The sequence below is a fragment of the Rhizobium sp. RHZ01 genome (assembly GCF_014851595.1).
GTDB lineage: Bacteria > Pseudomonadota > Alphaproteobacteria > Rhizobiales > Rhizobiaceae > Rhizobium > Rhizobium altiplani.
Window position 1 is genome coordinate 1 of record NZ_JACUZZ010000047.1, and the last position, 22701, is coordinate 22701.

Consider the following 22701-nt stretch of genomic DNA (forward strand, 5'->3'; position numbering starts at 1 on the left):
GGTTCCAATCGTGAGCCCGTATTTCCATCTTATCGGGGGCAACCAACCCAGCCAGTACCATCTAGTAAAAATGCACTGAGGAGATCGCGCCGCGATTACCCCATGTAAAAGACAGGTTCTGCCGGTTAAAGGCGATGATCTTCTGAGTGCGCAGATCGTCGATGCTGATCTCCTCTTTGGCTGCCAGCGGATTGGCACGGCCAACCGCCAGGTAGTAGCGCTCATGGGCAAGCGAGACGAAGCGCAACGAGCCGATGTTTTCCACCGGCCGGATGAAGCCTAAATTGAGCTGGCCGGTCTCCAGGCCGCGGATGATCTCGCCGGTATTGCCCGACGCAATATGGATGCGGACATCGGGATACTTGCGGGCGATCTTGGCAAGGAAGGTTGGCAGCATGCCCATCGTGGCCGGGTAGATGCTGCCGATCCTGATCTGGCGGATGCGGCTGCCGCCGGCTGCCCGGGTCAGTTCGGTGGTCAGGTCGATGTCGCTTAAGATCCGCACACAACGATCATAGAAGGTTTCCCCTGCCCGGGTCAGCTCCACCCTTCTGGTCGAGCGGATGAACAGCGGACAGCCAAGCTCCCTTTCCAGCGACATCACATGATTGCTTAAGGCCGGCTGGGCAATGTGCATCCTGGCTGCCGCCCGGCCGAAGTGCAGTTCCTCGGCCACCGCTTTGAAATAGGTGAGTTGGCGCAGTTCCACCTTTAATCCTCCGCCTCATACAAACCAACAATCGCCAATATGGGACCTACAGTCCGTCGATTGTCAAGCCGTTTAAATGTGTTCTGCGCTGATGGACACGAAGCAGACCATAGGATGGAATTTGAGGCGCCTTCGCGTGGAGCGAGGTCTGTCGCAGGAAAGGCTCGCACTGGAGGCAGGTATCGACCGTTCCTATGTGGGGCGAGTTGAACGGGGTGAAGAGAACGTCACGGTGGCCACCCTAGAGGCTTTCGCACTTGTTCTTTCGGTCGGGGTTGCAGCCCTGTTTAAAGAAATTGGTCCGCATGAGGGAAAGCCCAAACCGCTTCGCTCGGGCCGCAAACCTAAGGGAAGAGATTAGGGCTCAAGTGAGGTCGTGCGTGTGGTGGGTGGTCGAATAAGAGGCCGGCGACATGGCGACGGCTTCGCACTCGACCCCGAGCGCTGCATGATGATCGCCGCCTATAACGTGAACGGCGTCATCGGCTCGGCACCCTAACGATGACCTGTTTGACAATTAGAGGGTTCCGCGAACGGCGGATTCGAAGCCATTGACGCGACTGCGCCAGAACACACCGCGCAGCCGAGCTACTCCTTGTAGCGTTCAATCGTCGCTGCAAGGATCAGCGCAACCGTCTCCATCAACGCACCAACATTCGCCGGTCGACGACCCGGATCGAAGGCGACGCCGATCACGATTGTCTGGTCCACGGTCGCTGGAACAGGCCAGAAGTCAAAGCGAGAGTTATCGAAGGGGTAGACATCCGCCGCCACCAACGTATTCGACCCGGATGCCGCTCTCGCCGCATCTATTTCCAAATCAGTCAGCCGTGAATCACTTACGACCTCCATTTCATCATCTGGACCGATGTAAATGATGGCGACCGGTCTCCGGAGCACATCCGCAAGCGTTGCACGCGTGATACTCTTCGCCTGCTCCACGGAAGTCGCCGCAATCATCTGCCTCGTATAGGCTTTCAGTTTTCCCAATTGCAGACGGAAGCGGTTGAGTTCCGACTTGTCGCGCCGGTTCGACGACACGAGGGTGCTGGTTATACAGCCGATGACGAAGAGCAGTACGATCGCCCAGATATTGGCGGTGTCCGCTACCACAAGCGAGAACCGGGGTTCGGTGAAGAAGAAGTTGTAGGCAAGTGCTCCGTGAAGCGCTGAAAACAACGCCGGGCCAAGACCAAATGCGACACTGCTGACGACGACAGGCAGAACATAGATTAGCGAAAGGTTGGGAATGGTTTCGTAGCGATCAAAGCCGGCGGCAACCGCCGTTGCCAACCCCGCCAGGACCAAGGAAGTGAGATACTGGAGCACCAGCGGCATATCTGAAAGACCAAGATCATTGGCGTCAGGCGTTCTCGCGGCGCCAGTTGCAGATTGGGACAGCTCGCTGTTCAAGGACATGATCGATCCTCCTACCAGACAAAAGTGGGCCGGAATGGATTTGAATTCCATGTGAGAGCAAATGAAGATTTATAAGCGCCGCATAAGTGCAGCTCTCGAAGCCGTCATCATAATGAGATTTTGATTTCTCCGAGCTCGCGTTCGCATGGATCCCTGACGCCGAAACGACCATGTTCATAGAACAGCCAGTCTTAGGAATTGGAGCACGAAGATGTATTTCGAACTTAAGGACGCCACTGCCGACATCCTTGCCAAGAGCCGACGCCGCGAGGACCTCTGCGATCTTCCGCTGAACCTGATCACCTCCGAAAAGGAGGCTTACGACATTCAGGCGATCGCACAGGACGCGCTGGGCTTTGAGCGAAAAGGCTATGCAATCGTCGGTACGAGCGACGCGTCGCGGCGGACGCTAGGTTTGACAACACCGGTCTACGCTGAAATTCCCTCGTCCACGCTTATTGAAGGGATAAAGGAGTTCCGGCTTCCACCTGAAACGATAGGAGTCCAGTGTGAGTTCGTGTTCACCATGCGCCGATCCTACCCGGAGCCAGGAGAGGTGATAGACATTAGAACTGCCCGCGACGCCATTCTTACCTGTCGGCCGGCCATTGGGATCATTGGCCGCAGGACACGCCGGACGTTCATTGGCGACTTTACGGCGATCGCGGAGTTCGGCCTGCATGTCGCAACGATCTGCGGCGATCCTGTTCCACGCTTCCCGCCTAGCGAAGTTTCCAGGATCGACGTTACGACGTTTCTCTTCAAGCATACCGTCTTTTCGGGGAAGGCGACATCGGTGATGGGTGACCCGCTGAATGCCGTCACCTGGCTCGCAGCCGAGCTTGCGGCAAAGGGACGACAGCTCGAGCCGAACGAGATCGTCGCAACTGGCTCGTGTACGAAAATTCTTCAGGTCTGGCCGGGCCAGCATCTAGCGGCCGATTTCGGCCCGCTCGGCCAGATCGAGTGTATCTTTACCCGATCAGGGCCGAATGGAGATTCCCGAAAAAATAGCCGAGGCGAAATCAGACGACGACCGTCATATCCAGCTAGCCAGTGCCAAACGTCCGGGCGATCCAAGCGGCGAAAACGGGGATCTGGTCGGCTCCGCGCCAGACCGCGGCCCAGATGAAGGTGTTGAATGGCATTGGCAGAAAGAACACGACGACGGCCAGCCAGTCTGGATACCCAGATTGGACGATCAGGATCGCAAGGCCCGTGGTCACCAGATTGAGTACGGTCCCACACAGGAACATGTCACGCGACAGGAGCACTTTGATCGGAACGCGATCCCGGCTCCGTTCTCTGAGATACCGCAATAACAATTCCAGACCCCCTTCCTCATCTTCGCAACAAGCTTGCGCAACTGCATCGGTGGATTGAAGGACCTCAGATCACCATCTGCTCCCCGAGCTCGACGACGCGGTTGCTTGGAAGCTGAAAGTAGTCTGAGGGATCGATGGCAAAGCCCGCCATGGCGATAAACAGTTTGTCTTGCCAGTGCGGCATGCCGGTGTTCGGATCGCCGACGAGCTTGCGCTTGCCGACGTAGAAGGATGTCGACATGATCTCGAAGTCGAAGCCAGCCTTGCGGCAGAGCGGCAGGGCGGCGGATATGTTTTGGTCCTCCATGAAGCCGTAGAGCAGCTGGATCGAGGTGAACCGGTCTGAAAGCTTCCTGAGGGTCACTCTGTCATCCTCTGAGACATACGGCCGCGGGGCCGTCTTCACGTTGAGAATAACGTTATGCTGGTGAAGGACCCGGTTGTGCTTCAGATTGTGGAGCAGGACATTGGGCGTCATGTCGGGCAGGCTTGATAGGAAGACGGCGGTTCCCGGAACCTGGACCGGCCCATGATCCGACCTCCGTTCGAGCGACGCAAGGAAACGCTCGAGGGGAACGTCATTGTTCGCAGCCTTCGCTCGGACGAATTTTGTCCCCTTTCTCCAAGTCCACATCATGACCATCAACACGCCAGCAATCATGACTGGAACATAGCCGCCATCGTGGATTTTCAGCAGATTGGCCCCTAGGAACACGCATTCGAGCAGAAGAAGCGGTAAGAGGACCAGGAGAGCCGTCGGCACCTTCCAGCCCCATACGACTCTAAGAAACTGGAACGACAAGACAGTGGTTACGACCATCGCGCCGGTAACGGAAATTCCGTAGGCAGTCGCAAGCGCTTCCGAAGATCCGAAGGTAGTAATCAGTGCGAGCACGCCGATCAGCAGGACGACGTTGACGGCGGGAACGTAGATCTGGCCCGTGTTGGAAGCGGAAGTGAAACAGATCTCCAGCCGTGGCAAAAATCCCAGATGAATTGCCTGACGGGCAAGCGAGAAGGCGCCGGTGATCACGGACTGGCTCGCGATGATAGTCGCAGCGGTCGCGAGAAGGACTGCGGGAAGCAACGCCCACTCCGGAAACATCAGGAAAAACGGGTCGGTGGCGGCAGCCGGGTGGCTCAAAACGAGAGCACCTTGGCCGAGGTAGTTGAGCGCAAGCGATGGAAAGATCACGACGAACCATGCGACCTGGATCGGCTTGCGACCGAAGTGCCCGAGGTCGGCGTAAAGGGCTTCCGCTCCCGTGACCGTCAGGAAGACCGCACCCAAAATGACGAGGCCAACGAAGCCGGCATGGGTGAGGAAATCCAACGCATAGTATGGGTTGATGGCCAGGAGAATTGTCGGATCGTCGGCGATGTGCAGAAGGCCAGCAATACCCATGACGACGAACCACAGCAGCGTGATCGGGCCAAAGAATTTGGCGACGATTGCCGTGCCGATTGACTGTATAAGGAACAACAGGAGCATGATCGCCACAGCGATCGGCAGGACATACGGCGCAAAGATGGGCGTGACGAGTTTAAGCCCCTCCAGTGCCGAAAGCACCGACAGGGCCGGCGTTATCATGGCGTCGCCGATGAAGAGCGCCGCCCCGATAATGCCCGCGAAAAAAAAGATGGTTGCGTGCCGGCTGGTCTTCTTCATGAGCAGTGCCAGCAGGGAAAGTGTACCGCCCTCCCCGTCGTTATCCGCTCTCAGGAGAAAGAGGACGTACTTGAAGGTGACGATAATGGTGAGAGTCCAGATCATCAGCGAGATGAGCCCGATCACCTCGTGCGGCGCAACGCCGTCATGGGCAAATGGCCGGAGAGCTTCCCTAAAGGCGTAGAGCGGACTTGTCCCGATGTCGCCATAGACAACACCGATCGCGCCGAGGACAAGAACCGCCAGCTGCTTCGAGTTCTGATTGTCATTGCCTGCATGCGCGGTGGCGGTCATGAATATCTCGCGGTTGCTTGAACCGCAGATATGGGGCCGAATTGTTAAATTTGAATGCCGTGGCAAAGTACGGTCTCGCAGACCATCCGGCGAGGGAGTCGGTCGTCTCATACGCCGACGAGGGGGCTTTGATCGACAAGGCCCAGACGTCGGTCGAAGACGTGCTCGATACGAAGCGCTTCTGGAGATAGGGAACCCGTTCCGGCGGCTGGCTTACGTCCGAAAACACGTTGCGGATAGAACCACTGACCGTTATGAATCCCCTTCAATCAACATGCTGCTTCGGAGACTGCTGTGGCGAACGGGACTGTAAAATTTTTCAATCAAGACAAGGGCTTCGGCTTCATCACGCCGGACGGTGGCGGCCAGGATGTATTCGTGCACGTGAGCGCCGTACAGGGATCCACGTTGCTACGCGAAGGCCAGAAGGTTTCTTACGAGGTCGGCCAAGACCGCAAGACTGGGAAGTCGAAGGCAGAAAACGTCCGTGCCATCTGATGGTCGCGTGCTAGCGCGACCACTCTTGGCAAGAAGGCCTGCAATCCTTTGCATCTTGTGAGGATGATGGCTTTCAACTACCGCGGAAGCTCCTTAGCCTGGCCCACCTCAGACGCAATCGTTCGGTCGTCGCTAGCGTGTCGAAGCCAAGCGATCTGCGGGCCTCGTCCGCGAGAGAACTGAGATGACGACGGCTCCAGCCGCGACGCCGAAAGGACCCAACGTCCGCAAAGGCAGAAGCGTCACTGTCGCGCTGGAACGTCGTGCCCTCGCCTGCGTTGCTCATGTAGACGGAGCGGCAGATGAAGTTTTTCTTCCACATCAGGGATATGGATGGCTATGAGCGGGACGAGGACGGCGTTGAACTGCCATCCTTATCGGACGCGATCAACGAAGCGAACGAGGCCGCGAGGGAGATGGTGGCGGAGTTGGTGATGCAGTCCGAGGAGATTGACGGTCGCGCTTTTGAAATTGCCAACGAGGATGGAGAGATCGTGAGGACGGTCGCGTTCAGGGATGTGATCAAGCTCGACTGATCAGGAATCCGTCGCCGCCCATCCTTCCGGATCGGAACGACCGCAAGGAGCTCACGTTTTGCGCGATGCAGTCTATTGCATATGACGTTTTTATGACGGAGTTGTCGCATCACGTTCAAGAGGAGGGCAAACATGGGTGAAAAACGGAAACGAGTCTATGAAGCGCTTTTGGATGGCGCCACAGAAGGTCTTTCCGGCAAGGGGCTTTACGATTTCGTTTTGAACCGTTGTCCAAAGGCGACCAGCAAGAAGATTGTGCGGGCCTCGCTTCTGGCGCTTACCGATCCTCATGTAAGGGATCCGATTATCCTGAATACCATCTACGCGCTCGCCATAAAACACAGGATGGATGAGGTCGGCTCCGCCTACGATCCCGATGACGAGGAGAACACTGCTGAGAAGACCCCAGTTCTGCGCAAGCTGAAGAAGAAAGCGGAATCGTCCGCCTATGCAGCCCTCCAGGCGCATCCGACGTGATTAGGAAGCTCGCTTCAAGTCACCCGCGCATTGTAGCGACGCGGCGCTGCGATGCTTGACATCGTTGCCCCAAATGGCAAGCTGCGGGAAAAGTTGGGGAACTTCTAAATGTTTGGTATCGGGACGGGTTATCGCTTCGTGATGATCGAGGGAACGTCAGAAGGATGGGGTGAGCTTGTGTTCACCGAGACTGTCGTTGATATCGATGGTCCTCTTCTAAAGTTGGCGTCGGGGAGGATTATAAACTCGCATTCTTCTCTGTTTGTATCCGCCAACCCGGTGACAATGCTCGCCTCGGCATCCTCGATGCAGGAAACCGCGCCGGAAGGGATTGCCTAAAGCCAAAACTCCAATGTTATCCAAAACGTGGGGTGGGTATGGGTAGAAAGCTCACAACAATCTTTGCCGCAGACATCGCTCAATATAGCCAACACGTCGAGGACGATGAGATTGTTACCCTGACTCGCCTCGCCAAACTCTCTGAGATAATTTATACCCTAATTTCAACCACTTGCGAAAGTGACTTAGGCCTTATTAATCGAGGTCCGCCGTGTGCTTCCTACGGTCTTGATGGGAATGGATCCGGCGACCATCGTTCAAGGGCCGATGGAGCCCCGGCTCCGCTGAGGTTCTGTAGTAAAGATCAAAATTGATGCGCTAGTAAGTTCAGACAAGGACACCCTCCGAGCGAATCGATCCACATCGAGGTGCTAGACTCAAATTAGACATGATTGGACGTGCGGTGGCGCCCCGACCTCATGTTTAGAGCACACCCTGCAAACGCTTTGGAGCGGGTCAGCTGTGCCGCACCGTTCAACTTTTTACCCTTATTTATCCCGGGTCCGAAGACCGGCGATGCTAATCCTTTTCCAGAGGTGCTGATGTGGATCGGCACCCTTTTTGGAAAAGGAGAAACATTATGAACAAACATCTTCTCGCCACCGTCGCACTTCTCATGGCCATCTCTCCCGTGGCGGCTGAAGCTCGGTGCCTGCCGAACAACGCGGTCATCGCCGCAAAGGCTGTTCCGGTCATTCAATATAAGAGCACGACGATCGACGGTGTGAAGGTCTTCTACCGCGAAGCCGGCCCCAATGACGCGCCGGTCCTCCTTCTCCTGCACGGATTTCCGACCTCATCACATATGTTCCGCAACCTTATTCCGCTGCTCGCGGACCGCTACCGCGTGATTGCGCCGGACTATCCCGGCTATGGCCAGAGCGACGCACCCGATCACACTAAGTTCTCCTACACATTCGCGAACCTGACCAACATTGTCGACAAGCTAACCGAACAGGTCGGCGTCGATCGCTACAGCATGTACGTCATGGATTACGGTGCACCGATCGGCTACCGCCTGGCGCTGAAACATCCGGAGCGGGTCGAAACACTGATCGTGCAGAACGGCAATGCCTATACCGAAGGCCTCGCCGCATTCTGGGACCCGATCAAGGCCTATTGGGCCGAGAAGACGCCGGCGCGTCGGGAAGCACTCGCCGGCCTGGTAACGCTCGAAACGACAAAGTTCCAGTATACCGACGGCATGGGCGATGTGGCGCATATCAGCCCCGACAATTGGGTCGTTGATCAGGCATTGCTCGATCGGCCGGGCAATAAGGATATCCAGCTAGACCTCTTGGGTGACTACGGCAGCAACGTACCACTTTATCCGCAATTCCAGGCGTTCTTCCGCGACCGCCAACCGCCGACGCTGATCGTGTGGGGCAAGAACGACAAGATCTTCCCTGAGTCCGGTGCCCATCCCTATCTTCGCGATCTTCCGAACGCCGAGATGCACATCCTCGACAGTGGCCATTTCGCCCTTGAGGACAAGCTCGACGTGATGGCGCCGCTCATTCGCGACTTCCTGGACCGCAAGGTTTGCAACTAGTCAAATAGCTAATTCATTCCGGGGGGCCAGTTGCTCCGCGCCCCCCTAAAGGAAAGATCATGACCAATCCCGTTTCGGGCGCCCAGGCAGCTGGGGAGCCATCCCTCTCGATCGTCCTCGTACATGGCGCCTTTGTTGATGGCTCCGGGTGGCAACAAGTCCATAGCGAACTTGTTTGCCGCGGGTTCGAAGTGCTTGTCGCTCAGCACCCCTACGGCTCGCCACCCGGTGCGCGAACATCGGCCTCCGACGCTGATCCTGTGGGGAAAGAACGATCCCATCTTCCTGCCCGACGGCGCGCGCGCGCCTATCTCCGCGACGTTCCCGACGCCGAACTTCATTTCTTCGACACCAGACATTTCGCCCTTGAGGACAAGGCGGACGAGATGATCCCCGTTATACGCGACTTCCTCACCCGAAATCTGCCCCAGTAACTCAACCCCAAAGAAGGAAAACAGCCATGTACAATAGCAAATCCAAGCCGAGCGTGCTTCCGACCGGTGGCGGCGCAGCCCTCATCGATCCCTGCGACGCCCTGATCCTGCTTCTCGATCACCAGTCAGGGCTGTTCCAGACAGTTAAGGACATCTCGATTTCTGACCTGCGCCGGAATGTGGAGATGGTCTCCAGGCTCGCCACGCTCCTGAATATCCCTGTCATTACCACGGCCTCGGAACCTGCCGGCACCAATGGTCCGCTGATGCCCGAGATCCACGAACTGGCCCCGCATGCAGTCTATGTGCCGCGCAAGGGGGAAGTGAACGCATGGGACAATGACGATTTCGTCGCAACGGTTCGCGCGACCGGTCGAAACACTCTCATAATGGCAGGCGTCTGGACCAGTGTCTGCGTGATGTTTCCGGCGCTCGACGCCCGTGCTGCCGGCTATGACGTCTATGCGGTCCTTGATGCGTCGGGTGATCCTAGCGAAATGGCATCGCGCATTTCACTTGCCCGGTTTGTGCAGGGCGGCGTCAAGCCGACATCGACCAACGCATTGCTGTCCGAGCTTCACCGGACTTGGGCACGTCCCGAAGCTGCAGAACTCGGCAAACTCTATGGACTCGTCGCGCCAAATTATGCTGCTGTGGCAGAGAGCCATGCACGCGCGCAGCAGGCCGCGAAGGAGGCAATCTAGCACCGTATGCATCCCACGCATTGCGAACTGACAATACAATGAGGGTTCACTGATATGACCTATGGTTTTATGGATATCGCAATCACTCCTTCAGTTCGCAGGGCGCAAGCGGAAATGGGAGCGGATCGTCTATGGTCCGACTTCAAGGGACACCGCGAATTCGACCGATTTTCTATGAGAGAAACCGCATTCATCGCGCAGCGCGACAGCTTCTACATGGCATCGGTTTCGGAGACTGGCTGGCCTTATGTCCAGCATCGCGGCGGACCTAAAGGCTTTCTTAAGGTGCTTGACGATCGCACGCTTGCCTTCGTCGATTACCGCGGCAATCGCCAGTATATCAGCACCGGCAATCTGGCAGAGAATGACCGGACATGCCTGTTCCTGATGGACTATCCCGCCCGTACGCGCCTGAAGATTTATGCCCGCGCCGAAAAGCTGGCGCTCGACGTAGATCCAGTGTTCACGGCGAGCATCACCGACCGTGATTATGGAGCCAAGGCCGAACGAATTTTCAAGCTCAAGCTTGAGGCGTTCGACTGGAATTGTCCGCAGCACATCGAGCCACGATATACGGAAGCCGAATTTCTCGCGGCCTCACAACATCTAATCGACAAGATTACTCAGCTGGAGCAGGCAAATGCGTCGCTTCGCGAGCGGGTTGACGTGCGGAGAAAAGAGTGACGCGCCAAGGTTAGCGCCTATCCACCGCAGCCATGGCAAGGCGGGTCCGTTTGGTCGCAGCGCCTGCACCCATGGCAACCGCACTATCCAAGGACTTCTGGAAATAGCGCATCGCCTGGTGTGGACGAGCGTGTCCGGCTTCGATCATTCCCGCAACGCGCCAGAGGTCCGGATGCCACCAGCGTTCCTCACGTATCCCGATTTCGCCAAGTACGGCGCGCAGGCTGTTTTCGGCCAATTGCATCTCGCCAGCGGCTATATAGGCCTCCGCCAACAAGCTGCGGTAGAACGGGACTCGAGCGCGCCAGCTTCCCCGCAGCAAGCCAGTGATGCTGTCCTGCATCAAGGTGAAACCTGCTTTGTCACCTCGAGCCGACTGGATCGCACCGGCGAAAAACGTGGCTGTCCCCTCGTAAATGCCGACGCTTTCACGGCGGCTGACGTCGGCCAGCTGCAGCTGAAGCTGCGAAGCAGTTTCGAGATTGCCGTCCACGAAAGCAATCGGCAACGCCGCCAGCGAGACCGCATTGCCGAGGGATATCATGTGATCAAGATCGACGGCACGATCGATGGCACGACTGGCTAGATCGGAGGCACGATCAGAGTCACCCTGTAACCAGGACACAAGCGCCAGAGATAGGCGTATGCCGGCCGGCAAGTCGACCTGGAACCGGGAGAGTCCATAACCTTCCTTCACGTGACCCCAATCATTCATCAACGCTTCCAGATGGGCCGATGCCGAATTCAGTTCACCTGCGTAGATCTGGATATGCGCCAACAGTCGCTTCCCGTCTGGCGCGGTCGCCCAGTCCAAGCCCTTTGCTACTGCAAAATCGTTCATGCTGCGTAGCGCCGTGCGCGGGCGGCCGGAATAGGCCAGAAAGACGGCTTGTCCGCAGACCGCGCGCATTTGAAACTCGGCATCGCGGGAACCGTTCGCATGAAAGATGCTTTCGCGCCAAGCGTCGTCGGTTTGCGGGTGCATGTGGCGCGCAAGTGTCATGGCCCAGGCCCGTGCGGTGGACAGCTTTGTTCGCCCCAACGGTGCAAGCCCTACCAGGGCAGTGCTGTTCGAGCTTGCAAGATCGATGGCCTCTAGCATCTCTCTGAACGCGGAAAGCTCTTGCCAAAGCGGCAATGCAGCGACCACCAGTTCGACACCCAATGCGGCGTCGCCCGCAGGATCGAACGCCCAGCCGATCGCGGCACGCACATCGTCGATCTGCCTCCGATATTTCCCGAGCCATTCACGAGACGTCTGCGAAGACCATTCCCGTTCGGCGATCTGCAGCTTGTCCCTTGTTCGAACGGCAAATTGGCGTCTTGCATTCTCTCTATAGGGAGAACCTAAAAGACGCCGCGCGGCATAGGTGCCAGTGCTTTCGGCAAGCCTATAGTACATAGTGGAGCCATCATATTCCGCGGAAACAAGCGATTTTGCCACAAGCTGCGACAGTGCATCCCGCCCAGTCATTGGCTCGAGGGCGCCGGCGGAATACAGGGCCTCCACATCGTCAGCGTTGAAACGGCCGGAAAATACCGAAAGCAGGCCGAGCAGGACAGCCTCGCGGTCAGGAAGAAGCCGATAGCTCCAGTCGAGGGTTGCCTCCAGGGATTGGTGGCGCAATGGCGCATCCCTTGCTCCCCGATTCATTGTATCAAAGCCATCCCTGAAGAGGTCATCGAGCGCGGAGGGTGCAAGAACGCTGGCTGTGCCAGCAGCCAGTTCGATGGCGAGTGCCAGCCCATCCAGACGTGTGCAGATCGAGACGACGCTCCGGACATAATCGCCGGAAGGCGCAGCATCTACGGAACCGCACGCCTTTGAAATGAACAGCTGGATTGCGGGAAACTGCAGGGCGTCCATGGGGGAAAGCGCCGTCGTCTGGTGCGGATAAGCGAGACCGGAGAGGAAGTGGATTTGCTCGTGCCGCGTCCGGAGCGGCTCGCGGCTGGTCGCAATGATCCGGGCAGAAGGAACATCTGCTGATATCCGCTCGACGATCGTCGCGGCCATTGCGATGACGTGCTCACAATTGTCAATGATCAGAAGCAGCGGGTTACCACGAAGGACGTCGATCACCCCTGCGATCGGGTCATCAAATCCAAGCGAGACGCCGAGAGCGGAAGCGATCGCTGGCACCACAAATCGCGGGTCGCTGAGCGCCGAGAGATCCGCAAAGGCAATAGCCTCGCCTGCCAGGCAGGATTGCTGAGCAACCGTGACCGCAAGTGATGTTTTTCCGGCTCCACCCGGCCCAACGATGGTGACATAACCGGGTTGATCGAGCTTTTCGGAGATTTGTCGGATTGCGTCGTCGCGGCCGAGAAGCTGCCGAACTCGGGGTGGAGCGATATGGTGACTTTTGGTTGGCGCGACTTGCCGCGCTGGCGCCGGGTGGTCGCTTTCCAAAGCGGCAACGAACTTGTAGCCCCGCCCCGGGATCGTGGCAATGTACTCGGTGGCAGGATCGAGTTCGGCCAGCGAACGTCGAAGATTGCCGACATTGACCTTCAGATTGTGGTCGTGAACGATATAGTCTGGCCATACGTGTGCGAACAGATCTGCTTTGCTCACTACCTCGCCAGCCCGCGTCACAAGCAGGGTAAGAATATCAAAACCTCGCCCGCCAAGTCCGACGGGCTGCCCGTTATACAGGAGAGCTTGGGCCTCTGGGATCAGCCGGAAATTGCCAAATTTGTAAGCGGTTTGTTTCAACAAAGTTTGCGATCCACCGGCGTTCGACACCCTCGTATGATGAAAGAGTTAGACGTTACACCGCTTAGCCAATTATGAAGGTCTATGGAGACATGGTTGCGCCGCATGCTGGTGAGATGACATGCACCACGTCTCATCTCAGATCTTGGCCGTATTGGAAGATCATTTGGTTTACTGACAAATCACTTAAGGCGGTATTCATCTGCGCAAAATGCTATCACCAACATTCCGCTCTGACAAATGTACGGGAAGTCGCTGCCGCGATTGTTCTGTGTCTAATCCAATACTCCCGTTATCGGCTTTCGGCGAAGTTTCCGCCTTAGGAGTGCTCCCTTGGATCCTTGTTCTTTCGATCACCCCTGCCCTACAGTAGAAGACGCCATTGAGGCTAAGGCTTTCATTGATCTATATGAGGCCGCCCATGGCCGATTGCGGGGCAAGGAACAGTTCGAATGTGTTCCCATCAATGGCGGATGCACGATTTCGCTTCCACGCGCGCCTGCAATTGGCCTCAACCGCATCCTCGGCCTGACGACAAGTGAAGATCTCGATGAAGCCTACGACTGGATGAAAAAGAGGCCGGGGAATCGTTTTTTACAGCTTAACGTCGACGCTGCATCTAACGAACTGAGACATTGGATCCAGTCGAAAGGGCTGCTTCCTTATGGTCCTGGGTGGGCAAAGCTGAGGCAAACCACCGACACTGTCTCTCTTCCTTCGCCGAGCGCCGTGAAAACACGAAAAGTTCGACTCGATGAAGCCGAGGTATTCGGCGCCATGATGTGTGCCGGGTTTGGTTTTCCGGAAAGCCTTACCGTTCTGTGGGCCGCAATCGTTGGAAGAGACGGATGGTCGTGTTTCTACGCGTTAGACGGGGAGACACCTGTGGGAACGGGAGCTATGTTCGCTTCAGGATCTTATGCCTGGCTCGGCGGAGGAACGACCGTGCCTAGCTTTCGAAACCGCGGTGCCCAGAAAGCTTTGATTCAAGCTCGCCTACAAGAAGGCGCTGACCATGGAGTGTCGACTTTCGTAGTCGAGACCGAAGTGCCGTCGGCCGAAAAGCCTAACATTTCGAACTCCAATTTAGAGAAAATGGGCTTCGTGCATATCTACAATCGCAGCAACTTCCGTTTGTGAGGAGCTTGCTGTCAAGCGGGCCAATTTCTACACCCGCCATATAATGCGTTAGGAGACCTGACCTGATGTGGTGGACCGCCTCCGCTCCCGGCATCGCAATGTGCCAAAGCTGCGCCATTGGAATATTTCGTACCATAAACGCCAAATGGCGCACCTCATGGCCGGCGGGAAGTGCCACGACCGCAGACAATAGGCCGTGCGTTATTTGGACAACCGGTCCCGACGGGGACGCGTTCCGACAGATCGAGGACGAGTGCTAGCCTCCGATCCACAGACAGGTGCCGCACTTCACCATCGGCGTTCTAACCGGCTTGCAGAACCGTCTTTTTTCTGCATTGTATCAAGCTCACGTTGGGGGAAGAAATGGCTACAGGCATAGTAAAATTCTTTAATGGTGACAAAGGCTTTGGGTTCATCAGCCCCGACGGCGGCGCCAAGGACGTGTTCGTACATATTTCGGCGCTACAAGCATCCGGCATTCAAACGCTACGCGAGGGTCAAAAGGTCTCTTTCGACACCGAGCCCGATCGCATGGGAAAGGGTCCGAAGGCAATCAACATCGACCTGCTTTAGATTTGATCTCGGCCGCAGCGTCTCATGGGCGCTTAGCGGCGTGATTTGGCCCCGCCCCGGGTTTCGTAGACACCCTCGGGAGAGATTTTCTGCTGCTTCTCGAACTCGACGGGCGACAGCATCCCGTTTCTGACGTGCTTGCGTTTCGGAGGGGAGAACATCTCAATGTAATCGAACACATCCTGGCGGGCCTCATCGCGTGAAAGGTAGAGCCTGCGGCATGTCCGTTCGCGCTTCAGAAGATTGAAGAAGCTTTCCGCGACTGCGGTGTCGTGACAATTGCCTCGACGGCTCATCGCGTGGACCAGGTTATGGTGCTTCAGGAACGAGGCCCAGTCCATGCTGGTGAGAGCCTTGGTCCGAATGGATCAGTATCTGGTACTTTGGCTTGCCGCCGCCACACGGCCATCAGACGCATCAGACCCTAGTTCAATCGGCGCCTGAACATCCATGCCGAGACAGGCATGGTGACGGCGGCGATGGCAACGAGCGCTAACATGTCGGGCATCATCTCCCTGACATGCGCGCCCTCGAGGTAGACGCGTCGGGTGATCGATATCGCGTATTTCAAGGGATTTATCACGGTCGCGTATTGCAAAACCTCTGGCATGTTGTCCGTCGGCGACATCAATCCCGAGAGCAGCATGAAAGGCATGAGGAAGATGAAACACAAAACCATCGCCTGCTGCATGTTTCCCGCCAACGACGACAGGAACAGTCCAAATCCGATGGCGGCCGCCAGAAATAGCGCAAGTCCCAGGTAGAGGGTAGCGAACGATCCCGCGAAGGGAATCCGAAACCAGAACAGCGCGACCAACAGGATTACAGAGGCCTGGACGATGCCGACAATCATCGAAGGCACGGCCTTGCCGATCATGATCTCGGTCGGTGTAAACGGAGCAACGAGGAGCTGGTCGAAGGTTCCCTCCTCACGCTCGCGCGCGACCGACATCGCCGTCAGCAACATCGTCATCATCATAGTTATGGTTCCGATGAGCGACGGTACCATCGTCCACCGGGTTTCGAGTTGCGGGTTGAACCACGCTCGGGTCGTGACTTGGATCGCGCCTGGAGAACGCCTTTGGGCAAGCCAGTTGCTTGAGAAGTCTCCTATGATCGTATTTGCATAACCCTGGGCGACGCCGCTTGTGTTCGAGTTACGTCCGTCGGCAACCACTTGGACGATCGACGAGGCGCCGCTCTCAAGCTTTCGTTCGAAGTCCTGTCCGATGACGACGATGAGGACCACCTGCTTCGTGTCCAGCAACGCGGCCGCCTGGGCTGTCTGGGTCAGCGTCGCTTGCCGCTGGAACACCCCGGAACCTTCCAGTTTGGCGACAAGGGCCCTCGATGTCGCGCTGTGATCCTGATCGACCAGCGCATAGGGGACGGTATTGAGATCGTAGCTAGCGGCATAACCGAAGATGAGGCACTGGAAGATTGGCGGCAGCAGCACGCTTGCGCGGCTCTTCGGATCCTTCAGCATGACAAGGAGTTCCTTACGGATGATTGTCAGGATTCGAAACAACGACGCCAGCATCATGCGATCCTCTTTCGGGTAAGCCTCACCGAGAGCCCAAGCAGCACTGCCGCCATGGCGGCGAGTACAGCGGCGTTTGGCAGGATGACCCCCCAGATGTTGCCGGCGAGGAACAAAGTCTGGAGGAGCGTCACGAAGTAGCGTGCGGGGAATATGTAGGTGATGATCTGGACAGCGAACGGCATACTGCGGGGATCGTACATGAAGCCCGATAACATCATGGCTGGAAGAAAGGTCGCAAACAGGGTGACCTGGCTCGCGACGAATTGGCTCTTGGTCGCCGATGAGATGACCAGCCCGAGGCCGAGCGCGACGAGAAGATAGAGCATCGATACGATAGTGAGGATGACCAGCGAGCCACGAAACGGGACCCCGAACAAAAGCTTGCTGCCGACGACGCAGAGCGCCAGCCCCGCCAGTCCAAGCAGGAAATAGGGGATCGTCTTTCCGAGCAGGATTTCCACTGAACGAACCGGGGTGACGAACAGTGCTTCGAAGGTCCCGCGCTCCCACTCCCGCGCCATGACAAGAGCGGTAAGCAGCGCGCCGATCAGCGTCATCACCAGCACGATGAGACCTGGTACGAGGAAATAGGTGCTGTCGTTGGCTTCGTTGAACCAGAGCCGGCTAACAATCGTGATGCCTGAAACCGTGCCACCGTTTCGGGCCGCCTCCTTCGCTGCCCAGACCCCAACCGCACCCTGCGCATAACCGAGCGAGATCCGCGCCGTATTGGAATCCGCCCCGTTGACGATTAACTGGACTTCCGCAGTGCTGAGCTGGATCGATCGCGCGAAATCTCTGGGAATGCGGACGATCGCTCTGATATCGTCTGACATCAGCATTTGCTCGGCCTCCACCATGGTCTTGACTCTTCGGGCGGAGAAATAGTCCGAGAGCTCGAAACTTGATGCCATGCCGCGCGCCGCGCCAGAATCGTCTTCGATGACGATGGCCACGGGGACGTTCTTGATGTCCAGGTTGATGCCGTAGCCGAAAAGCACGAGAAGAGCGACCGGCATGATGATGCCGATCGCGATGCTGCTAGGGTCACGCAGGAGCTGCCAGGCTTCCTTGCGCACCAGCGCGCGTATACGCCTGAGTGCCGAGGTCAGGCCACTTCGTCCCTGATCGCTCATGAGGTGCTCTCCTTGGACTTCTGCCGCTCTTTCTCAACGATCGCGATGAATGCTTGCTCCATGGTCGGGGCGTCGTTTTCCGTGCTCTTTGCGTGTGTCCTGATTTCGAGGGGGGTGCCTTCTGCAAGGTTCTTGCCTGCGTCCAGAATGATGATCCGATCGCAGTACTCGGCCTCCTCCATGAAATGGGTCGTCACGATGACGGTGACGCCCTGTTCTGAGAGTGCAGTGATCCGCCCCCAGAACTGCCGCCTCGCCAGCGGGTCGGCCCCGCTAGTCGCCTCGTCGAGGAACAGGATGTCGGGTTCGTGCAACAGTGCTGCCGCAAGTGCGAGCCGCTGCTTGAAACCGCCGGGCAACTGTCCGCTCGGAAGGCCAGAGAATTGTCCAAGTTCGAACTGCTCCTTCAGGGTATTGATCCTGTCGCGCTTGGCGCGTCCCCGCAGCCCATACGCGCTGGAAAAGAATTCCAGGTTCTCATCGACAGTGAGTTGGGCGTAGAGGGAGAACTTCTGTGCAACATAGCCGAGCCGCTGGCGTGCTTTTGCCCCCGCAGTCAATAGGTTCGCCCCTGCTACCTGCAGCGTGCCGCTGCTTGCCGGCAAAAGGCCGCAGAGCATCTTGAATGTCGTGCTCTTGCCGGCCCCGTTCGGTCCCAGTAGGCCGTAGACCTCGCCACGCTTCACGCCGAAGCTGACATGGTCCACAGCGGTAAAGTCGCCAAAGGTGCGGACAAGGTCCCGCACCTCTACGATTGTCTCAGCAGAGGCCGGATGTTGGCTCGAGCTTTCTGTCCGGCTCTCGCGTCGTTCGTCGCCTGTGGCCTCATTGAAAAGCATCATGAAGGCGTCCTCGAAGCGAGGTTTTACCGCCTCGATCTCAAGCTTTGTACCCTCCACCTCGAGCGGTCGTTCATGCTCTGCAGATTTGCGCACCACGCGGACGCGTCCAGCTTCCGGAACTGCATCAACGACGCCGGGAAGTGAAAACAGCCGGGCTTGGAGTGATCGCGCCGGCATGCCCTTTGCGTCCCTCATCAAAAAGCAATTTCCTTTTGCCTTTTCTGTAATGTCCGCTGGCCGCCCCTTGGCGAGAACTTGTCCCGCATGCATCAGCACGGCGTGTTCGCAGCGCTCAGCCTCGTCCAGATAGGATGTCGACACGATCACAGAGAGCTCGTCTTCCACGATGAGCTTGTGGACGATCTCCCAAAGCTCGCGGCGGGAGAGCGGATCGACGCCGACGGTCGGTTCGTCGAGGAGCAGCAGTTGTGGCGAGCGGACGAGCGTACAGGCAAGCCCGAGCTTCTGCTTCATGCCTCCCGAGAGCTTGCCCGCCGGCCTTTCCTTGAACCGCCCGAGCTGTGTCATCTCGAACAGACGCGGGTAGATGTTGTTCCTCTGCTCCTGTTCTATCCCGTGCAGATCGGCATAGAGATCGAGGTTTTCCTGGACGCTCAAGTCCTCGTAAAGACCGAAGCGCTGAGGCATGTAGCTAATCCTGTCCTGGACCTGTTGCGGCGAACGGGCGACGTCGATACCGATGACTTCGATGCTGCCGGCGTCTGGTGCGACCAGGCCGGCGGCCAGTCGCAATAGCGTGGTCTTGCCGGCGCCATCCGGGCCGACCAGGGCCGTCAGCGTTCCGCGAGCCACTTCAAGCGAGATGCCAGCAAGGGCATCGACGGGCTTACCGGCGTCGCGCTTGAAGGTCTTGCGAACGTCCTTGGCGACCAGGGCTGTCTGTTGGGCGTTCATGGCTTTCACCCTATTTCTGCGCGGTCGCTGCGACGTCGCTACCGAGATCCGGTCTCACGGTTGCCGGCATTCCAAGCCTTAGGACGTTATCTGGATCCTCGACAAAGACTCGCACCTCGTAGACCAGGCTGCTTCGGAGCTCCTCCGTCTGTACTGTTTTCGGTGTGAACTCGGAGACCGAGGAGATGAAACCGATCCATCCCGGTATCGGCCGTCCCGGAAAGGAATCGACGCTGATGGTTGCCTTCATCCCAGGGCGCAGTAGCCCGATTTGCGTCTCGGAGACATAGGCGCGAACCCATTTAGGATTGACTGTGGCGAGCGAGAACGCTGTCCGCGTCGGCGAAGCCATTTCCCCCGGCTCGATTAGCCGGGATCGTACGATCGCTTCGACTGGGGCTACCAAATTGGCTTCCGCGAGCTGCTGATGCAGCAGGGCAACGTTGGCATCCGCCGCGCGAAGCTGCGCCTCTGCTTCTTCGATGTCCTCGATCCGGGGACCGATCACAAGCAGATCCAATGCCTTCTGATTAACCTCCACCTTGGCATCGGCCTGCTTCGATTCCGATTCCGCCATCTCAAGCGAGCGCTGGCTGGCGACGGCTCGCAGAGCAAGGGAGCCTTGGCGCTCATACTGCGCCCTCGCGTTCGCCGCCTCAACCTTCGCCGATCCGAGATTGGCGCGCGCCTGGGCGATGTCCTCCGGGCGACTGCCGTTCTTTAGCCGGGCAAGGTTGGCGCGCTGGCTTGCCGCTTGCGCCTCCGCTTGCGCCGCTTGGGGAGCGAGCCTGCTGGTATCCAGCCTCCCGAGCACCTGATCCTTTTTTACCCGATCCCCCTCCTCGACGAGCACCTCCGCGACCCGCTCGCTCCCGTTGAAGGCGAGATCGACCTGCCTGAAATCGATGTTTCCATAGAGAACAACTCCCCCGGAGCCGTTGCGGTCATGGAGATACCAATACGCCCCGCCTCCTGTGAGGATCGCGAGAAAAGCGACGATAATTAGAATGCGCTTCATGACTTCATTCATCTCCGCGGCTAAGTCGACTTCTCGTTGGTTTCGGTCTGTGCTGCAGGGTCGATTTGATCAGGTCATTCGGGTTTGGATATCCTCATTCGCGCAGAATAGTCTCCGCGTCCTGGATGGCGAGCTGGTCAAGGTCTGGCGCGCTTGAACCAGAGCCAAACGGCTCGTGGAAGAGTACCCCCATCACAGAGCTGGCTCGCTTTGTCTGAACAGTTCACGGCGTTTCGTTAAGTGGTTACGCCTCGATTATGCGGCCGCCTTCATGCGCGTCAGTGGGTATTGTAAAAGGTCCAATAACGGCCGATCCCAGCGCGGGCCTCGGACACAATTTTGAAGGCCCGAAGATAAACCTCCTCCTAATTGATCGACCGCCAGAGCCGCTCGACAAGGACGTCGTCCCGCCATACGCCCCCTCCCATCCATCCAACCCACCCTTCTTCAACACCGCCGTGAAGTCGACGGACGTGAAATACGATCCTTGGTCGGTATTGAATATGTCGGGCTTGCCATACCGGGCAAGGGCCTCCTCGACCGCCTCTATTAGCCGTCTCTATCGTGATCACCATGAAGGCACGCAACGAATGAACCAATAGACGACGGCGCAGAGATAGACGACGCACTATGCCATTGGAATTTAGGTGAGGCCCAGACCCGGTGAACGTGAGCTTGCGTAGGAAATATGAATAGAGGCGCAGCTGCCTCCAGGCGGTCCGCCCCGACGTAATCGCATTCTTCAGTTTGTGATGATCGGCTCGGCCTACGCGCAACCCTTGGAAGACCCGTGCAGGGCGAGCCACCTCAGCCACGGAGACCGTCTTGCCATAGAAATGGCTCGATAAATCACCGGACAGGATCTCTCACTTAATAAGTGAGCGAGGTAATGCTCCCATTATAAGCGCTCGGACAATCAACCTGCGAAGCCAAGCTCCGCCCTCGCGATTATGCTTGTTGGTTGCACGACTTTGAACGGGAGGGCCTCAGGTCGACGGGCCCATCACTTCATCGCGTGTCGGACAATTCCATGGCAAGAACCAGATCAGTTTCCGTAATTTACCGTAACGTACGTGCGGCCGGGGCTGATTGCTGCTAGCCTGTCTTCATGGCGTTGCGAGGGGCCTCCGCATCCACAAGTATTTTTCGCTCGACCGGCGGCTGCATTTTCTGCGGGTGCAAGCGAGGTTGCCCAGACGTCCGGTGGAGACGATGATCCGTCTTCCACCAAAGAAAGAAAAGGTGCGATCATGACAAGGTTTCTTGCTTGGTGTGCAACTTGGCTGGCGGCGGTGTCCTGGCTCGTCATTCCGACAGAGCTACCGACTGCCTACGCGCAGCAGCCAGCGCCCGCACCCGCTTCTGCTTCAGCCGCCGCGCCGGCACCGAGTACCGCCGAAACAGCAGCGACGCCTCAGGCCTTGACGGAGGACGAACTCGAGACGCTTGTCGCGCGCATCGCACTTTATCCGGATGACCTCGTGGCACTGATCACGGCTAGCTCGCTGTTTCCGCTGCAGATCGTCGAGGCGAACCGGTTCCTTGAAACGAAGAAGACTGATGACAAGCTTAAGCCCAAGGAGACTTGGGATGGCAGTATCATCTCTCTTCTCAACTATCCTGAGGTCGTCAAGATGATGAACGACGACCTGGAATGGACACAGACGCTCGGACAGGCGATCACCTATCAGCAGAAGGACGTCCTTGTGGCCATTCAACAGCTGCGCGACCAAGCGGTGGCCAAGGGCGCGATCAAGACGGACGACAAGATCACGATCGTCAACGAGGGCGACAACGTTGTCATCCGGCCGACCGACCCCGAGAAAGTCTACATCCCGAAATATCCGCCGGAGATGCTCTACGACCCGGGCTACGCCTACGAGCCTATTAGCTACTACGACCAGCCCTATTCGAACTATTGGTATCCCGGTGCTGCCTTCTTCGCCGCAGCCGTGACGGGCGTTGCCTGGGCGGCTGCGGTCAACTGGGACAACTGGGGCGTTTGGGGCGGCAACTGGGGCGGCGACATCGACGTCGATTGCAACAACTGTTTCAACAACCGCAATTTCAACGGCAAGGTTAAGTGGAACGACGTCGACTGGAAGAACGTCGACCGCAGCAAGCTCAACATCGACAGAAGTCAGTTGGCGAACGTCGACCGAAACACTATCCGAA

Annotated in this window: 20 protein-coding genes and 5 pseudogenes; 15 read left to right on the plus strand and 10 right to left on the minus strand. The window is 57.6% G+C overall.

Annotated features, from left to right (window positions below; genetic code table 11):
- Positions 1 to 103 precede the first annotated feature (103 nt).
- A pseudogene (locus tag IB248_RS29400) lies at positions 104 to 709 on the minus strand (LysR family transcriptional regulator); the annotation flags it as partial.
- A gap of 91 nt (positions 710 to 800) precedes the next feature.
- Between IB248_RS29400 and IB248_RS29405 the strand changes: the two are divergent.
- Positions 801 to 1070, plus strand: coding sequence for a helix-turn-helix transcriptional regulator (locus IB248_RS29405; protein ID WP_192242096.1), 270 nt, complete (start codon positions 801 to 803; stop codon positions 1068 to 1070).
- A gap of 227 nt (positions 1071 to 1297) precedes the next feature.
- Here the strand turns inward: IB248_RS29405 and IB248_RS29410 are convergent, their stop codons facing one another.
- Positions 1298 to 2128, minus strand: a complete 831-nt coding sequence (locus tag IB248_RS29410) for a DUF4118 domain-containing protein (protein ID WP_246779320.1) — start codon at positions 2126 to 2128, stop codon at positions 1298 to 1300.
- Between the two features lie 211 nt (positions 2129 to 2339).
- Here IB248_RS29410 and IB248_RS29415 point away from each other — a divergent pair, with 211 nt between their 5' ends.
- Positions 2340 to 3260, plus strand: coding sequence for a hydratase (locus tag IB248_RS29415; protein WP_246779321.1), 921 nt, complete (start codon positions 2340 to 2342; stop codon positions 3258 to 3260).
- Positions 3261 to 3517: 257 nt separating this feature from the next.
- Here the strand turns inward: IB248_RS29415 and IB248_RS29420 are convergent, their stop codons facing one another.
- A complete protein-coding gene (locus tag IB248_RS29420; protein WP_192242098.1) occupies positions 3518 to 5416 on the minus strand; it encodes a potassium transporter Kup in 1899 nt (632 codons plus the stop codon).
- Positions 5417 to 5457: 41 nt separating this feature from the next.
- Between IB248_RS29420 and IB248_RS29425 the strand changes: the two genes are divergently transcribed.
- The 10 genes and pseudogenes from IB248_RS29425 (at position 5458) to IB248_RS29465 (ending at position 10640) form a co-directional block, all read left to right on the plus strand.
- Positions 5458 to 5607, plus strand: coding sequence for a hypothetical protein (locus IB248_RS29425; RefSeq protein WP_192242099.1), 150 nt, complete (start codon positions 5458 to 5460; stop codon positions 5605 to 5607).
- Positions 5608 to 5710: 103 nt separating this feature from the next.
- Positions 5711 to 5914 (plus strand): cold-shock protein, encoded by a 204-nt coding sequence (locus IB248_RS29430; RefSeq protein WP_029792702.1) that lies wholly within the window; start codon positions 5711 to 5713, stop codon positions 5912 to 5914.
- 302 nt (positions 5915 to 6216) lie between these two features.
- Complete coding sequence (locus IB248_RS29435) at positions 6217 to 6450, plus strand: hypothetical protein (protein WP_192242100.1); 234 nt, start codon at positions 6217 to 6219, stop codon at positions 6448 to 6450.
- Positions 6451 to 6582: 132 nt separating this feature from the next.
- The gene (locus IB248_RS32060) at positions 6583 to 6927 is read left to right on the plus strand and encodes a hypothetical protein (protein ID WP_246779322.1); all 345 of its coding nucleotides are present in this window, start codon (positions 6583 to 6585) and stop codon (positions 6925 to 6927) included.
- Between the two features lie 108 nt (positions 6928 to 7035).
- On the plus strand, positions 7036 to 7266 hold the full coding sequence (locus tag IB248_RS29445; protein WP_192242101.1) for a hypothetical protein: 231 nt from the start codon (positions 7036 to 7038) through the stop codon (positions 7264 to 7266).
- 580 nt (positions 7267 to 7846) lie between these two features.
- Positions 7847 to 8818, plus strand: a complete 972-nt coding sequence (locus IB248_RS29450; RefSeq protein ID WP_192242102.1) for an alpha/beta hydrolase — start codon at positions 7847 to 7849, stop codon at positions 8816 to 8818.
- A 59-nt stretch (positions 8819 to 8877) separates the two neighbouring features.
- A pseudogene (locus IB248_RS32065) lies at positions 8878 to 9030 on the plus strand (alpha/beta hydrolase); the annotation flags it as partial.
- Positions 9031 to 9049: 19 nt separating this feature from the next.
- A pseudogene (locus IB248_RS29455) lies at positions 9050 to 9252 on the plus strand (alpha/beta fold hydrolase); the annotation flags it as partial.
- 26 nt (positions 9253 to 9278) lie between these two features.
- On the plus strand, positions 9279 to 9956 hold the full coding sequence (locus tag IB248_RS29460; RefSeq protein WP_192242103.1) for an isochorismatase family protein: 678 nt from the start codon (positions 9279 to 9281) through the stop codon (positions 9954 to 9956).
- Between the two features lie 54 nt (positions 9957 to 10010).
- Positions 10011 to 10640, plus strand: a complete 630-nt coding sequence (locus IB248_RS29465; protein ID WP_192242104.1) for a pyridoxamine 5'-phosphate oxidase family protein — start codon at positions 10011 to 10013, stop codon at positions 10638 to 10640.
- Positions 10641 to 10650: 10 nt separating this feature from the next.
- Here the strand turns inward: IB248_RS29465 and IB248_RS29470 are convergent, their stop codons facing one another.
- Positions 10651 to 13389 carry a winged helix-turn-helix domain-containing protein gene (locus IB248_RS29470; RefSeq protein WP_192242105.1) on the minus strand — a complete coding sequence of 913 codons (2739 nt, stop codon included), beginning with the start codon at positions 13387 to 13389 and terminating at the stop codon, positions 10651 to 10653.
- A 303-nt stretch (positions 13390 to 13692) separates the two neighbouring features.
- Between IB248_RS29470 and IB248_RS29475 the strand changes: the two genes are divergently transcribed.
- Together IB248_RS29475 and IB248_RS29480 are read left to right on the plus strand one after the other, a co-directional pair.
- The gene (locus IB248_RS29475; RefSeq protein WP_192242106.1) at positions 13693 to 14499 is read left to right on the plus strand and encodes a GNAT family N-acetyltransferase; all 807 of its coding nucleotides are present in this window, start codon (positions 13693 to 13695) and stop codon (positions 14497 to 14499) included.
- A 363-nt stretch (positions 14500 to 14862) separates the two neighbouring features.
- Positions 14863 to 15072, plus strand: a complete 210-nt coding sequence (locus IB248_RS29480) for a cold-shock protein (protein WP_169684498.1) — start codon at positions 14863 to 14865, stop codon at positions 15070 to 15072.
- A 32-nt stretch (positions 15073 to 15104) separates the two neighbouring features.
- Here IB248_RS29480 and IB248_RS29485 read toward each other — a convergent pair.
- The 6 genes and pseudogenes from IB248_RS29485 to IB248_RS29510 form a co-directional block, all read right to left on the minus strand.
- Positions 15105 to 15484 (minus strand): annotated as a pseudogene (locus IB248_RS29485) (IS3 family transposase); the annotation flags it as partial.
- A gap of 12 nt (positions 15485 to 15496) precedes the next feature.
- Positions 15497 to 16615 carry an ABC transporter permease gene (locus IB248_RS29490; RefSeq protein ID WP_210333091.1) on the minus strand — a complete coding sequence of 373 codons (1119 nt, stop codon included), beginning with the start codon at positions 16613 to 16615 and terminating at the stop codon, positions 15497 to 15499.
- Positions 16612 to 17751, minus strand: coding sequence for an ABC transporter permease (locus IB248_RS29495; protein ID WP_192242107.1), 1140 nt, complete (start codon positions 17749 to 17751; stop codon positions 16612 to 16614). The genes IB248_RS29490 and IB248_RS29495 overlap by 4 nt, the downstream gene beginning before the upstream one ends.
- Positions 17748 to 19508, minus strand: a complete 1761-nt coding sequence (locus IB248_RS29500; protein ID WP_192242108.1) for an ATP-binding cassette domain-containing protein — start codon at positions 19506 to 19508, stop codon at positions 17748 to 17750. Before IB248_RS29500 ends, IB248_RS29495 begins: the two co-directional genes overlap by 4 nt.
- Positions 19509 to 19518: 10 nt before the next feature.
- Positions 19519 to 20526: an efflux RND transporter periplasmic adaptor subunit gene (locus IB248_RS29505; RefSeq protein WP_169684492.1), complete on the minus strand. Its 1008-nt coding sequence runs from the start codon at positions 20524 to 20526 to the stop codon at positions 19519 to 19521.
- A 284-nt stretch (positions 20527 to 20810) separates the two neighbouring features.
- Positions 20811 to 21184, minus strand: a pseudogene (locus tag IB248_RS29510) (IS3 family transposase); the annotation flags it as partial.
- A gap of 592 nt (positions 21185 to 21776) precedes the next feature.
- On the opposite strand from IB248_RS29510, the gene IB248_RS29515 reads away from it, so the two are divergent.
- On the plus strand, positions 21777 to 22701 hold a 925-nt coding region (locus IB248_RS29515; RefSeq protein ID WP_192242110.1), incomplete at its 3' end, for a DUF3300 domain-containing protein.